Origin of the sequence: Halobacillus shinanisalinarum, from assembly GCF_022919835.1 — a bacterium.
In the GTDB taxonomy this organism is placed as follows: domain Bacteria; phylum Bacillota; class Bacilli; order Bacillales; family Halobacillaceae; genus Halobacillus_A; species Halobacillus_A shinanisalinarum.
Genome location: NZ_CP095074.1, coordinates 1,493,635 through 1,507,991, shown reverse-complemented (window position 1 = coordinate 1,507,991; position 14,357 = coordinate 1,493,635). Strand labels below are relative to the sequence as shown.

General features: G+C 40.9%; 11 protein-coding genes and 1 pseudogene. 10 read left to right on the top strand and 2 right to left on the bottom strand.

From position 1 onward, the window contains the following. Positions 1-106 precede the first annotated feature (106 nt). From MUO14_RS07510 to MUO14_RS07500, 4 genes are all read left to right on the top strand, one after another. Positions 107-1,258 (top strand): CaiB/BaiF CoA transferase family protein, encoded by a 1,152-nt coding sequence (locus MUO14_RS07510; protein ID WP_244754626.1) that lies wholly within the window; start codon positions 107-109, stop codon positions 1,256-1,258. A 135-nt stretch (positions 1,259-1,393) separates the two neighbouring features. After that, positions 1,394-2,233: an HpcH/HpaI aldolase/citrate lyase family protein gene (locus MUO14_RS07505; RefSeq protein WP_244754625.1), complete on the top strand. Its 840-nt coding sequence runs from the start codon at positions 1,394-1,396 to the stop codon at positions 2,231-2,233. 685 nt (positions 2,234-2,918) lie between these two features. Then, positions 2,919-3,005 carry a putative holin-like toxin gene (locus MUO14_RS24710; protein ID WP_396265835.1) on the top strand — a complete coding sequence of 29 codons (87 nt, stop codon included), beginning with the start codon at positions 2,919-2,921 and terminating at the stop codon, positions 3,003-3,005. A 1,388-nt stretch (positions 3,006-4,393) separates the two neighbouring features. Beyond that, complete coding sequence (locus MUO14_RS07500) at positions 4,394-4,915, top strand: hypothetical protein (RefSeq protein WP_244754624.1); 522 nt, start codon at positions 4,394-4,396, stop codon at positions 4,913-4,915. Between the two features lie 531 nt (positions 4,916-5,446). On the opposite strand, the gene MUO14_RS07495 is transcribed toward MUO14_RS07500, so the two are convergent. Both MUO14_RS07495 and MUO14_RS24255 read right to left on the bottom strand, forming a co-directional pair. Beyond that, a complete protein-coding gene (locus tag MUO14_RS07495; protein WP_255822170.1) occupies positions 5,447-6,475 on the bottom strand; it encodes an amidohydrolase in 1,029 nt (342 codons plus the stop codon). Positions 6,476-6,536: 61 nt separating this feature from the next. After that, the gene (locus MUO14_RS24255) at positions 6,537-7,271 is read right to left on the bottom strand and encodes an amidohydrolase family protein (protein WP_255822169.1); all 735 of its coding nucleotides are present in this window, start codon (positions 7,269-7,271) and stop codon (positions 6,537-6,539) included. Positions 7,272-8,762: 1,491 nt separating this feature from the next. Between MUO14_RS24255 and MUO14_RS07490 the strand changes: the two genes are divergently transcribed. The 6 genes and pseudogenes from MUO14_RS07490 (at position 8,763) to dnaB (ending at position 13,919) form a co-directional block, all read left to right on the top strand. Then, positions 8,763-9,869: a GerAB/ArcD/ProY family transporter gene (locus tag MUO14_RS07490; protein WP_244754623.1), complete on the top strand. Its 1,107-nt coding sequence runs from the start codon at positions 8,763-8,765 to the stop codon at positions 9,867-9,869. 190 nt (positions 9,870-10,059) lie between these two features. Further along, a pseudogene (locus MUO14_RS07485) lies at positions 10,060-10,275 on the top strand (Ger(x)C family spore germination C-terminal domain-containing protein); the annotation flags it as partial. 982 nt (positions 10,276-11,257) lie between these two features. Continuing rightward, a complete protein-coding gene (locus MUO14_RS07480) occupies positions 11,258-11,554 on the top strand; it encodes a helix-turn-helix domain-containing protein (RefSeq protein ID WP_244754621.1) in 297 nt (98 codons plus the stop codon). A gap of 1 nt (position 11,555) precedes the next feature. Continuing rightward, positions 11,556-12,299, top strand: coding sequence for a DnaD domain-containing protein (locus MUO14_RS07475; protein WP_244754620.1), 744 nt, complete (start codon positions 11,556-11,558; stop codon positions 12,297-12,299). Next, on the top strand, positions 12,278-12,610 hold the full coding sequence (locus MUO14_RS07470; RefSeq protein ID WP_244754619.1) for a replicative helicase loader/inhibitor: 333 nt from the start codon (positions 12,278-12,280) through the stop codon (positions 12,608-12,610). Before MUO14_RS07475 ends, MUO14_RS07470 begins: the two co-directional genes overlap by 22 nt. Continuing rightward, positions 12,600-13,919 carry a replicative DNA helicase gene (gene dnaB / locus MUO14_RS07465; RefSeq protein ID WP_244754618.1) on the top strand — a complete coding sequence of 440 codons (1,320 nt, stop codon included), beginning with the start codon at positions 12,600-12,602 and terminating at the stop codon, positions 13,917-13,919. Before MUO14_RS07470 ends, dnaB begins: the two co-directional genes overlap by 11 nt. Positions 13,920-14,357: the final 438 nt, after the last annotated feature.

Below are 14,357 nucleotides of genomic sequence, written 5' to 3'. Positions count from 1 at the left end.
AAATCATCTGCGCTGCCATGGCGGATGATTTAGTTCTTTTAACAATCGTGCACATATGGTGCCAATAACAAAGGTAAGCAACTTACTAATATGGAGGTTGATGCTCATGTTGCCATTAGAAGGAATCACAGTCGTCTCGTTAGAACAAGCTGTAGCAGCTCCATTTGCTACAAGGCAGCTTGCTGATTTAGGGGCTCGTGTCATTAAAGTAGAGCGCCCGGAAGTAGGGGACTTCGCAAGGCATTATGATGAAACAGTGCAAGGAATGTCGAGCCATTTCACATGGCTTAATCGATCAAAGGAATCACTTGCTCTTAATTTGAAAGAACAAGAGAGCCAAAAGTTGATTATGATCATCCTTCAGGAGGCTGACATTTTCATCCATAATCTAGCGCCTGGGGCTGTCGATCGTCTCGGCTTTGGATCCAATGAGCTCAGGGGAAAATTCCCACACTTGATCACGTGCAGTATTTCTGGCTATGGAGAGAATGGTTCTTATCGAGATAAAAAAGCGTATGATTTGTTGATTCAGTGTGAGGCAGGAGCTGTCTCCGTCACGGGTACAGAGGACACGCCATCGAAAGCGGGCATCTCCATTGCTGATATTGCTGCAGGTATGTATGCCTACAGCGGAATATTAACAGCACTTATCGCTCGTTCGAAGTCAGGAAAAGGAACGCATTTGGAAATTTCAATGCTGGAAGCCTTAGGAGAATGGATGGGGTATCCCCTATACTATGCCGGTTATGGAGGGGAAGAACCAAAAAGAACCGGAGCGAGCCACGCGACCATTTACCCGTACGGACCTTTTAACACAGCTGAAGGTAAGCCAGTATTTTTAGGCATACAGAATGATCGAGAATGGCAGAAGTTTTGTGAACGAGTAATTGAAAAGCCGGAACTCAAAGACGACCCGCTTTTTCACACGAATGCAAATCGCGTAAAGAACAAGGAGACACTGGCGCCAATTATAGCAAAGGTGTTTGATCAAATGTCGGCCGACAAACTAGTTGAAAAACTGGATGCTGAAACGATTGCAAATGCAAGGTTGAATACGATGAAGGAATTTATGAACCATCCGCAATTAAAGGAACGGAATCGCTGGAGAGAAGTGGATACACCGGCAGGCATGATTAAGACCCTCGTCCCGCCTGTAACTTCTTCAGATTTGGACACCGTGATGAACCCGATCCCGCGTGTCGGAGAGCATACAGAACAGATTCGAAAGGAATTTGCTCAAGAAGTGAAACTTAGATGATTACGGACCGCGATCATTCAATGCAAGCTATCGAAGGGAACCCCGTTCGAAAAGGTGATCAGGAAAGAGATTTTCCCGCATCCAAGCTAACTCAAAATATAGAAAAGAGACAACTTAGGAAGGTGGTGCTTCACTATGAAAAAACGCTCCTATCTTTTTGTGCCTGCACATTCAGATAAAATGATAGAAAAAGGGCTTAGCTCCGAAGCAGACGCTGTCATTTTTGATCTGGAGGACGCGGTAGCCCTTTCCGAGAAAAACATCGCCCGTGCCAAACTTTTGCATCAGTTGAAAACAGAGAAATGCCATCCCCGGCCTTTTATCAGAGTCAACAGTACGGAAAGCGAGTATTTTGAAGAAGATGTGCGTACTTTTGCCGCACTCGATAACATTGGAATGATGCTGCCAAAAGCAGAGACAAAAGGGGATATTGCAAGGCTTGAAACTCTGCTTGAACAGGAAGGTGTCATGAATAAACCGATCCTCCCGCTTATTGAGACGGCTAAGGGAGTGTGGAATGCGGCTGAGATTGCCTCAGCATCCCCAAAAGTTGGGGCCTTGGCGTTTGGTGCCGTTGATTTCTCACTCGACACTAATATCGCCCTCACAGATTCAGGAGAAGAATTGCTGTATGCACGGTCTCAGCTGGTGATTGCTTCTCGTGTAGCAGGAATAGAAGCTCCAATTGACACGGTCTATACAAATTTCAAGAACTCTGAAGGGTTTTTGCGAGAAGCAAGGCAATCCAAGGGGTTAGGATTTCAGGGGAAGCTATTGATTCATCCAGCGCAAATAGCTTTAGCCAGCGAGATTTTTACTCCGAAAGAAGAAGAAGTCGAGAAAGCCAAGCGCGTTATTGATGCCTTCCGTGAGGCTGAAGAAAAAGGGATTGCGGCGATTGAAGTAGATGGGGAAATGGTTGATTATCCTGTGATAAGGCAAGCAAAGAAAATTGTTAGTTCGTACGATGCTTAGTTGGGGGAGATTGGGCAAAAGTCATGGGAAGGATATCGCCGTACCCATGACGGTGTTCCTTTTTCTTGATGACGGCCGAATTTCGAAGGAAACATTGACATGTGAAGGGCACTTTTAGAAGTAAGGCAGCTAACGATTAATAGAGTAGGGTGGGGGCATACCCGGAGCATTTTGGTATGATTCAAAAAGGAACGATTAATGTTATACCAAGAAAGTGAGTTGTTCGCTCATGTACGGAAGCGAATATTCCAACAATAAAAACTGCGAAAGCTAGTAGGATTAGTCAGAATCTAACGCTATAAAGAAATAATTTCCCGTCTATATAGAAGAATAAATAAAGTTATTTTTGGCCAGTGCTCATAAGCATTTTATCGACACATCAGTTTTCCTTTTCTAATCTTTTAAACATGAAAAAATCGTTATTCCAATCCATATTAGTAGGATATTAGATATAATATATATAATGGAGGATAATGTTATATTACAACATACTAAACCCTTTATTTTCCTTAAAAATGGGTTCAAGGCCCAAAGATGTTAAGGATAAATTGTAAATCCAATTGATAATTTCTTAGGTCTAGGTAGTTTTTACCTGTATTTGAAAAATTCTGAAATTTATGTGTAATATATGCTACAATGACAGTGCATGTCCTATGCACAGAATGAGTAATTCTCTCGTAGTGAGGTGATTACTGTGACTCCGTTTGAAGCGATAAGCATAATGTTGAGCTTTGGTATGCTGATAGCGTTTCTACAACAAAAGGGCCGGTAATATCTTTTCAAGCTCATTCTGTTTTTATCCAAGGTGCCCCAACACCTTGGTTTTTTTATTGTCTAGGAAATTATAAAAATATTTGCCTGTGGATAAGCTTACATGAAGTTAGCCACATCTAGCTCCAGCGCCCAGACACTCGAGACATAAGTCAACCGCCTCCGTGGAGAAATACGACTCCACTGCGCCGCTTGTCTTATGCTTGTCGTGTCTACCGCGGCGCTTGCGCTTTTGTTCTTGTTTCAAGATATGTCCTGATTATGTCTGTGGACATTTTGCTCTTCATTTATGTCATGAAGTTGGTTCGGTTACTTTTACATTTATTTTTTCTCATGAATTTAATTACCTTAGTTAAACAAAAGACAACAAATAACAGTATACTGGTTTTTTGAAAAGGTGGGACAGTTTAGTCAAATAAAGTCACCATCTTACAAAAAGTTACAATATAATTCTTTTGGTATGGGGAGCATAACGATTTATAAGTATAAGCTGCAAAAAGAGGCTTCATGTCAAGTTCATCAAAGTAGGATTAACAGCAAAACCAACAATCTTCTGTTTCTTTCACTGGATTGGTTTTCTCACAGAAGAAGACTACTGAAAAATGACCTGTACGGTCCAAGACTTATTGTCCCATGGATAAGCTGGATAGGGGGTGAACTCGTACTTCTTCTTTTAGGGCGAAGCGATTTTCGATGGATTCTGTTACTCGTTGATGCGTGTAAAAGAATGCCTCCAATAATTTGTCTGTTTTATCTTTTCCCTAATAACAAAAGTATTAATCCTTAACTTTTAAGTTGGGTTGCTAAGGCCCACGAGTAGGAACAGAATCCATCCTTCTCTTCCTTTTTATTAAAAGTATTCAATTACAGTACACCTCCCCCGATCCCCCGTCGATGGACCGATAGATTTATGCAGAAAGATCAAAGTTTACAACGTGGGAGCAAACCGAACAAATCGTCAAAATGAATGCCGTATTGGCTACGATAAAGCCGACTTCACGATTACATACGAAGACTGCTTCGAATTAGGCGGAAGGATAAGGAAAAAAGAAAAAGCCATTTTATAAGAAACTTTGGTATGGGCAGTAGCATTATATAGCTGTCGAAGTAAACCTGGAGGCGGTGAGACTGGAACGTCTAGCACCGATTTCGATATATCGGCTTCAGTAATTTTAATCGAGGTTGTTTGGATGGCAAAGTAGTTGTTCCAAATAACGAAATCAAGGTTTTGCTTAAAAAATGATGAAAAATGAGGTCGGATTCCCGGTTTATTAAAAAAAACGTCGATAAATGTAAAACGATTACAGCAGGAATTTTGCTTACTTTGTAGAAATCGATAGTAAAAGGTACTGTATAAAAAACTAGCCACAAATAAGGAAGGTGAATAATGTGTTCAAGATTGGTTTATTCAAGAATGCTCTATTCAAATGGATGCCACACAAAGAGCAATATATTTGTGAAAGAAAGCTTATGAGGGTTATTAAGCGTTTAAAAATTGAAGATTACAATTTTAATTGGGATCGCAATAGTTGCTTTATTGAATTTCATTATCAAACAGAGTCTTATAGGTTGGAACACTCTATTGAAAAAGCAAAAGAAAAAGGGATTATCTTAAGAAACGGATTGGATTGTTTAAATGAGTTGACCCAATCCCTTGAGGATCTGTGTGTAATCATTGATAGAGGAACTTATAAATTTGAAGCGTGGATATCCGGAATGAAACAGTCATCTCCAGAACAAGAGATACAGATACCTGAATTTCACGAAGAGTTTCATATAAGATATAAATCATTGGGGATACAAAATCATTCCAAATATAATAAGAGTGAGGAGTTTATTCCCAATGCTTCCGAATCATCTTTAAGAGATTTTGATCGAAATCAGTTCATCCAACGACCTCAAGATAAATAAAGGCTTATTTGAAAAAGTGTTATGAAGTCATTAGACCTGCCATTATCTTACACCCCGTTAAGAACAGTCAGGGGGTTTCTTACCATAATACATTTTGATAAATGTAGGCTGAATCAAAAATGAGCTTGGGGATACTCCCCAAGCTCATTTCATTTGAGAACCCAACCTTAAATATGGATTTCTCCGCGATATTCCCTTCCATATCAAATCTAGAATCGCCTTCTTGGAATGTTTGTTGAGGTTTAAAACAAATAAATGACTTAACAGTTTCTATCCTAGAGCCCAAGAGTTGAGGACTACACAAACAGAACCGATCGCCATTGCTGCCCTTGTAACCAGGAGATAAGAACCTAAACATCGCAAGAAAGATACAAATAAACGGTGGCTTATCGTTTGAAGATAGATACTATTATTACCGTCTTCGATCTTGTTCAAACTTTGTATTTGATTTATGGAATGAAAGGCTTGTTCTTAATAACATACTGAAAGGGTATATTAAATGCCCTAATATACTTAGGGATAAACAGTACTTTAATGTTTGATGTTATTTCCTTTGTAAACGACCTTCCCGTCAACAATAGTGTAGACCACCTGAGTATCAGAGATGTCCTTAGGATCGGATTTGGTAATGTCTTGATCAAGAATTACCATGTCAGCCTTCTTGCCAACCTTCAAGGAGCCCAAATCATCTTCGCGGAACAATTGATAAGCAACATTCTTTGTGAATGACTGGAGCATTTCCTCAACGGTAAGCGCATAAGCACCATTGCGAATCATATTAGTTTCCTGTTCTTCGGGATAAGGACTATTTCGAGTGATTCCGATCTCTATACCATTAAGTGGGCGGTAGTCAGGAGTTGGAGGATAGTCACTGCTACTAGCAATAGTTACCCCTGCATCCCACAGTTTCCGGGCTGGATACATTTCCAGCGCACGGTCCTCACCGATCATTGCCTTCTCTAATTGATAGTACTGATCCTTGTAAAACCAGAAGGGCTGCAAACTTGCAATGACATTCATTTCAGCCATGCGTGTGATATCGCTATCTTGGATAGATGAGATGTGGGTAATGGTATGACGTGAATCACGTTCCCCGTTAACTTTACGGGCATGTTCAAAGGCATTGAGACTCGTGTTAACAGCTCCATCACCAATTGCATGAATATGCAGTTGTATGCCCTCTTTGTCTAGCGACGAAACCATTTTATTGAATGCTTCAACTTTCCAATTCGCTTCACCATGATGGTGCTCACCCATTCCGGCATCCTCAGTGTAAGGCTCAAGGTAAAGGGCAGTTTTGCCTTCAGTTACACCATCGGCGAATAGTTTCGCGGTATTAATTTGAAGCCAATCCGAATTGTACTTTTTATGAGCATCAAGTACTGTTTTAACTGCTTTACCTGGATCGGTTCCTGGCCTGAATCTGAAGGCGTTGGCAACTCGCATCGTCAATTTTCCTTCCTTTTCTAACTCTTGCATTATACTCATGTTTTCAGGGCTGCCAGACATGTTCAGGATACCAGTTATACCAAAGCTATTCGCTTCTTCTTGATATTTCAAGAAAGCCTTTTTATATTGCTCCTTAGTTAGATCAAATAAAGACTGTACATCGGCGAGTAAATCAGTTGCCCTTCACGTAAAACACCGCGGGGGAATCGTCAGGATTACGCTCAATCATGCCACCTTTTGCAACCTGTGTCTCATCGGTTATTCCGGCCATTTCAAGTGCTTTGGAATTTACCCATACAGAGTGGCCATCAATAGAGTTAAGAATGACTGGAATATCGGAAACTACTTCATCCAGATCCTCTTTCTTAGGACCGGGGTTTGTACCATCCGCCTGTTCATACGGCCCATTTTTCCAACCACGGCCAGTAATTATTTTGGCATCAGGGTGGTCCTTCCTAAAATCAGCAACAGCCTGAATGTAATCTTCATGACTTTTAAGATTTGTAAGGTCGACTTCAAAAAGCTTAGTAGTCCATTGGCCTGGAGGATGTGTGTGCCCATCCATAAAGCCTGGGGAAACCATCTTCCCCTTCAAATCAATCACCTGAGTGTCATCACTTATATATTTTTCTACATCGGTGCTGCTGCCAACAAAGATGATTTCGTCATCACTGATGGCCACTGCTTCAGCAGTGGGACGGTCTTCTTCCATGGTATATACGCTGCCGTTTTTAAGAACTAGAGTGGCCTTTTCTTCAGACAACTCAGTGGTTTTCTCTTTAGGCACTTCCGTATCCTTTTCCTTAGTCACATCAGACTCTTGGGTACAGGCATTTAATAGTAGTAAAACTGGCAAAAGGATTGCTATCAAACATGTTAGCTTAGAATAACGTAAGACACTAGTCATAACATTCGCTCCCTTCATAATGTTCCTTATTAAATTTAATGTTTTCACTTTGCTACTCTCTGTCTCCCTAGTACTTATTTTACATGTAAACATAAGGATCCCGATTCTCCCTTTTACCGATCAACTAGTCCTATAAATCCCCCTTCAGTTTAAAATTCTCTCATCCTCAATTCTGAATTCTCCTAACATTAAAGACTCCACATGTTTCTCCTCGCTAATTTTAAATGCAAGTTCCGTGCCAAGTGAATAAGTGATGCTAAACATATAAAATCGGGTATTAATCAGAAAATTAGTAATATATAAAAAGATTAAGAATTGATTTCGCATCGAAATGAATCAAACTCGATTCGGATTGAAATATGGACTACATCAGTCAAAAGAACAGATTTTTATAGTTCCTATAATAGAGGCTTTCTCCTTTGGATGAATGATAAGAATGCGAAACAGGTGGGGATATCTGGGAATTGACTTCTTCACTTAATCTGGAACATCTACCTAAAGTGAGGGAGTATTTGATTACCGGCAAAATTATCCTTATTTTAAGTACGATATTTAGTGTGATCAGTGCGTGCTGAATAATAAATCGATTCGGTATCAATTCAGAATTAGCCTGATTATAAAAAGTGTACCCTTAAATTGCGCGACTCGTTACAACTTACTTACCTACGTACCTACACCCGAAAGAGTGGTAAAGAGGGTCTGTTCAAGTGATGGTTTGGTTTTGAGGGGTGGATTCGATATATTGAGAATTTGGTTATTTGTTTTATAGGGTGATGACGTGATTTTTATGAGGTGGAGGTGCTTTTTCCGCTGGCGAGGATCAGTCCACGATGACCTTCTAGAATGGCCATCAATGTTGGAAACGAAGGGGGAGGTATTTTAAATCCCCCTTGATTCACCTATAAGCATTGTTCCATCCTCTATAATTAAATCAAAGAGCGAACAATGATCAAAAAGGTACAGGGTATAAGTCAACACCACTACATACTTTGACTTCCACTTAAGCATTTTACTGCTCTTGTTATTGCCTCTTGTTTTCCCATTTGAAAAAATGACTGACCTTTCAGTTCTTTCATTAAACAAATAGGTTTCTATGTTTAGCTACTGATATTGCTTTAGCCATCTTATTTAGCTATAGAAAGCATTGGGTATAAACCCCCTATAGTAGGTCAACAATTCTATTATTGAGGGGGTTTCTTATGTTTTTTCGATCATCCAAAGGAAAAAAACAAAATGATCAGGGGAGTTCAAGTCAAGAAGACTTTTACGTTCGATGAAAGTGGTCCTGCATGCGCGATTATTTATATAGATGGATCGTAATTCATATTGTTCATTTAAAAAGCTATGGGATTCCTTAATCCACTTCCTTTGCTCCAGCAATTAAGGGGGATTGGAAAGACCTGGTCTTACGTGTTCCAGTCACTATGATGAACAGAAGGCCTAGGTTCTTGCAGACAGAGGACGAAAAAGCATCGACAAGGAGGACAAATCATGAAGTCATTTGAATACGCAGATGAGGAGATTGGCGGTAATGAAGTTGGATTTGTTATCCCCTCTGTTGTGATTGGTGCTGGTGTCCTTTCGTTTCCGCGAACCTTATCAGAAGTCACAAAGAATGCAGACGGGTGGGTCTCCATTCTTTTAGGGGGAATGCTGGCGATCATTTTTACTTGGGTGGCCACTACACTGGCAGCTCGCTTTCCAAAGCAAACTTTCTTTGATTATAGTTCCTTACTTGTTTCAAAACCTATCGCTTTTATCATGACAGGATTTATAGGATTGTATTTTACTACTTTTGCTGCCTATGAAATACGCTTCGTTGCCACTGTATCTCAACAATATTTATTCGCTTCGACACCCAAAGAAGTGTTATCCTTAGTTTTTCTCGTTGTGGTGATATATGCGGTTGCAGGGTCGAGGGCAGCATTATTCCGTTTACATCAGTTATTTTTACCGATCATTATAGGTATTTTAATTATTGTTCTGTTAATGACCATACCTTTGATGGATGTAAACCATCTATTCCCTCTTTTTCAAACCGATTGGATGGGATACATGAAAGGGGTAAAGACCACTTTTCAGTCATTTCTGGGTTGGGCGGTTCTGTTATTCTACACAAGCTTAATGAATCAACCTAACCATTCATCTAAAGCGGGGATGATCGGTATGTCCATCCCGATCATCTTATATGTACTTATTTATTTAGCAGCCATTGGTGTTCTGTCAAATGTCGTGACTGCTAACCTCACCTATCCTACCAATGAATTAGCAAAGGTGGTTGAGGTCCCGGGTGGTTTTTTTGAGCGTATGGAAATTGTATTCTTTACCATATGGGTGATGGCTCTCTTTACAACAGCTATTGTATATCTTGATATTACTGTTATGGCCCTAAGTTCACTTTTTAAGAATACAAAAAAAATCACCTTCATTTTTATTTTAGCCCCCATGATTTATCTGATCAGTATGCTGCCTCAAGGTCGATTGCACGTCAATCAGTTAGGTGAGATTCTTGGTTATGTGGGAATCAGCATATCCATGCTTATCCCAACAGTATTATTAATTGTGGCGAAATTGAGGAGGCTTAAAGGGGATGGGTAAGATCTTTTATTTGTTTTTCGCTTGTTTATCGATTGTATTCCTAATATTTGTTAGTGGGAAGAATTTTAGCCATTCCAGTCATATCCATGTCTGAAAAAGGCAAACCTAAGATCGATCGGGCAGCTGTGTATCATTGTCCTTCCCACGAAATGGTGGATGTTCAATTAAGGGATAGGTACAGGGCGGGTCGTTAACCGTCAATGTTAAGGGTTCCTCCGTGGTTTATGAAATTAGCCGTGCGAAAGCGAATGTTAAAGTAAAAGGGAAAGATGATATTCAATTTACCATAACCATCGAAACGGAAGGAAAGGTAGCTGAGTCATTTGCAAATATCGACTATAAGAATCCAGCTAATGTTGCAAAAGTAGAAAAAAGCAGAAGAAGACTACCATTACTGTTCAAATAGATGCTGTTGTGAGAGGTGAAGGATCTGTCATTAAAACATAAAATTGATTGAAATGAGGGAGTGTCATATGTTGGAATATATTTTTGGGCGTTTTCCAACAATCATGATCTTTGATGTGTATAAAGCCGGCCAAATTTTACATCACTATGGATCTCCCCTGAAAGAAAAATAAAGGATCAATAATCGAATTTGAGGAATTTCCCAAGAGTACCTATTAAAGGTCACTCCGAGATACGTGTATCAACATTAGATTTGGTGGGGGAAGTAAAACGCTGTTGTATCAATGGTTTTTGAACGTCCGATAACCAAGACTAGCGGATATCCTATACCTGAATTCTATTAATTAATATCCGAGGCAGAGGGACTTGTAGCAACAGCTGTGCCTTTGGCGGTGTTATTGCTTGTTATGTGTTATTCGACGTATAAAGGCCTTCAAGATGAACTGCGTCAGCCTTTAAAAAGTAAAGAAGTTGAAAAAGAAATAGAGACGGCCGACGAGCGGGCACAATAAATGAATGAGGGGGATTCGAATTATAGGAATTCCCTGTTTTTTGTCTTTTAAAATATAGGGGTTCTCCAATATTGTGTCGGATATAAGTAGTTAAGTAACTTTATATTACTTTGGCAGTCACTACTATTTCTTGAAGTTCAAAAGAGGTTTTAAAACTGAACCCAACCCTTAAAGAACAGATGAAGATAAAAGGTGGCTTGAAATACATCCCTATTACTATCCTTAAGGGATTTTCTCGAACGATTTGTTCGAAGTTCATGGTCATTGGTTATATTCTCTATTTTATACATTTGTATTGCCTGCGTTTCCCTTCTCATGGGAGAAACGCAGGCATTTTTTATGTGATTGAAAATTTTTGAGATTTTTTGACACCTGGATCGATTCCCGAACGATTATAGAACATGAAGGGGGTTATTTTCGGATTAGCTCAGATAGCGAAGCCCTTCGCCACATTCTAAGGAGGAATTTTTTATGAACTATGTTAAGGAAATTGATGCATTCTATGATCAGACCGAGGTAAATCCATTGTCTCATTCAGCGATCGCATTGTGGTTCGCAATGATGAACCTCAATGCCAAAACAGGTTGGACGGAAGAATTTAAGGTGGGCGGCCCGGCATTATGTGTGAAGTCCGGATTAGGAGAGACTACGTTCAAACGAGCACGTCAGGAACTGAAAGAAAAAGGATACATTATTCACAAATCAGGAAAGCCAAAAGAGATCCCCACCTATCAAATGGTCTCCTTGCAAAGAAAGGAGGTGAATTAAAATGAACTATCTAAAGGAAACCATTGCGTTCTATGATCAAGTTGATCTAAAACAGCTCTCCTCATCCGCTGTTGCCCTGTGGGGAAGTCTGATGTATATCAACAATAAGACGGGGTGGAAAAAAGAATTTACCGTACCTGCTTCGGTATTACGGGGGAAATCTGGATTGAGAGATAGTTCCTTCAAACTTGCACGAAAAGAATTGGATCAAAAAGGATTTATTCGTTACAAATCAGGAAATTGGAGTCAGGCTCCCAGTTATCAAATGGTTTCAATAAAGTCGATGATCGACCAGGAAACCGACTACCTTGCTAGCTACTCTACTGACGAGTCACCTGACCACCCAGGTGACCAGCTTGCTAGCCCATTATTTAAACAAAACAAAATAAAACAAAAAGAAGTAGTGGTAGGTGCACGGAGTCCACATGCTTTTTACGAACAAAATATAGGCATGTTGACGCCATTTATTGCTGAGAAGATCACCCAGTGGTGTAAGGAGATGTCGGATGATCTTGTTGTAGAGGCGATGAAAATGGCTATTGGCCGAAATAAGTTGTTTTTCCAGTACTGTGAAGGGATTTTGAATCGATGGCAAAAACGAGGGGTGCGGACGTTACAGGCTGCTAAAGCGGTAGAACGAGATTCGAGAAAAAGACCGCCTCGTCTGTCTAAAAAAGAGGAGAACCGCAGTATTTTTGACAAGCTGAGGGAGGAGGAAGACGTATGGATCACGGAGAAGCATTAGAAGTGTTGGAAACCATCAGTGAACTGTACCCGAACAAGTTCGAGATCACAGAACGGGTTGCGCGTATGCTAATTCCTCAGCTTAGGGAAATGGATTTTTCAGCTGTAATGGACAAACTTTCGAAATTTGCTGTTCGACATCCTTTTCCCCCGACAATTGCTGAAATCGCTGTGTACTTGCCTGAGGAAAACAAGCACTTGATTAAAATGCGTGAATGGGAGAAGGAAGCGGCAAGTGTGTCAGAGGAAACGAAGCACCGTTTTCGTGAGAGGATTCATCAGCTAGTAAAGGAAATGTCTCGTGATTCATAACCGTGAAGCCGAACAGGCCGTGCTTGGAACCATTCTTTTCGAGGGTTCTCTGATAAAAGACATATTCCTACGGGCTGAACATTTTGCTAGCCCGGATCATCAGACGCTTTTCCAAGCGATCAAAAAAGTTTATGAGAGTGATCAACCGATCACGATCGTATCCGTAACGACAGAATTGGGGGAGCTTGTAGGGAAGGTCGGGGGCGTCAGTTACCTGCTCTCACTGGCCGATTCCGTTCCGACAACCACGATGATCAAGCATGATCAACGGATGGTATTGGATGCCTATCGAAATCGAAAAACGAGAGAAGTCGCATTGAGGTATGCCGAAAAACCTTGCGATGAAGCATTGGATGAACTTATGGTTCAGTTGGAGGATCTGCGCAGTGTTGGGATGGAGCAGAGCCTGCCATCCACGTATGATCACTTGATCGAAATTGCCAATGACATGACTGATCCTCCCAAGAATGGTCAAACCGGTTTTTCGACAGGCTACATAGAACTCGATCAGATGACAGGTGGGACACAGCGAGGGGATCTGATCATTGTGGCTGCCCGTCCTTCGATGGGAAAAACGGCCTTTGCCCTGAATATGGCCGCTCACCATTGCAAGAACGGAGGGGCAGTCCAATTGTTTAGCTTGGAAATGGGCACGAAGTCGCTTTTGAAGCGGATAATATCGATGGAGGCGGAAGTCGATGGGCAAAAATGGCAAACGATGATTTTTTCGGACGAGAATTATGAACAGGCGATGACTGCCATTGGAGAGATCGCCTGCTGGTCACTGAACATTTATGAACAGGAGCGCACAGTCCATGACATCCGAGCAAAAATACGCCAATCGATGCAGGAAGACAAGGAACGTGACCATATGGTGATTATTGATTACTTACAGCTCATGACAGCGAAAGGGCGTTACGAACGTCGCGATCTGGAAGTCGGCGCGATGACGAGAGAACTCAAGCTACTTGCCCGGGAGCTAGACGTGCCGATCATTCTGTTATCGCAATTATCGAGAGGTGTCGAGCAGCGACAGGACAAACGCCCGATTATGTCTGACTTGAGGGAATCAGGAAATATTGAACAAGATGCGGATGTGATTGGGTTTTTATATCGAGATGACTATTATAATAAGGATTCGGAGGATCGGGGTCGGGTTGAGATTTTGTTAAGTAAGCAGCGGAATGGGCCGGTGGGGAGTGTGAGTTTGAGGTTTTTGAAGGAGTATGGGAAGTTTGTGGGTGGAGGGGGAGAGGGTCTTAGTATAGATCACTATCATACAGGACAGCTTCAATCGAATGCGAAGTAGAAATCTATCAATCAAGCAACGGACGCGATGTCAGCTTCTCAAACGAAATGAGCCGTGTCTCATCATGGAACAGAAGAATCATGCTCCTGTATCGCTGCAGTATGAATTCACGTCTCTATTATAGGTGGGGGATATGTTAAACTGGCGGGTATAGGTGCTAAGGTATGAATAATACTGATAGACTTATCCCTGCCCCCCCCCCCTTTTTTAGCCTGTGAAATGATAAAATTAAGCAATATAATGTTGCCTTTCTTGCCAGGTTAGTTGTATGAAATAAGTTAAACTTTAAAATTACACCCTTGCAAAAGAAACCGCTATCATATATAATGAAAACCAATTAAAGGATTGTTACTGTTAAGCAGGCAAAACCTGGATTGATTAAGCTTCCATAGAGACACTTCTCTATAAGTTTAGCCAATTCAGGTTTTTTAATTTCTA

Coding starts and splice junctions, on each gene's coding strand:
- MUO14_RS07510 (WP_244754626.1), top strand. CDS start 107: ATGTTGCCATTAGAAGGAATCACAGTCGTCTCGTTAGAACAAGCTGTA.
- MUO14_RS07480 (WP_244754621.1), top strand. CDS start 11,258: ATGAACTATGTTAAGGAAATTGATGCATTCTATGATCAGACCGAGGTA.
- MUO14_RS07475 (WP_244754620.1), top strand. CDS start 11,556: ATGAACTATCTAAAGGAAACCATTGCGTTCTATGATCAAGTTGATCTA.
- MUO14_RS07505 (WP_244754625.1), top strand. CDS start 1,394: ATGAAAAAACGCTCCTATCTTTTTGTGCCTGCACATTCAGATAAAATG.
- MUO14_RS07470 (WP_244754619.1), top strand. CDS start 12,278: ATGGATCACGGAGAAGCATTAGAAGTGTTGGAAACCATCAGTGAACTG.
- MUO14_RS24255 (WP_255822169.1), bottom strand. CDS start 7,271: ATGACTAGTGTCTTACGTTATTCTAAGCTAACATGTTTGATAGCAATC.
- MUO14_RS07490 (WP_244754623.1), top strand. CDS start 8,763: ATGAAGTCATTTGAATACGCAGATGAGGAGATTGGCGGTAATGAAGTT.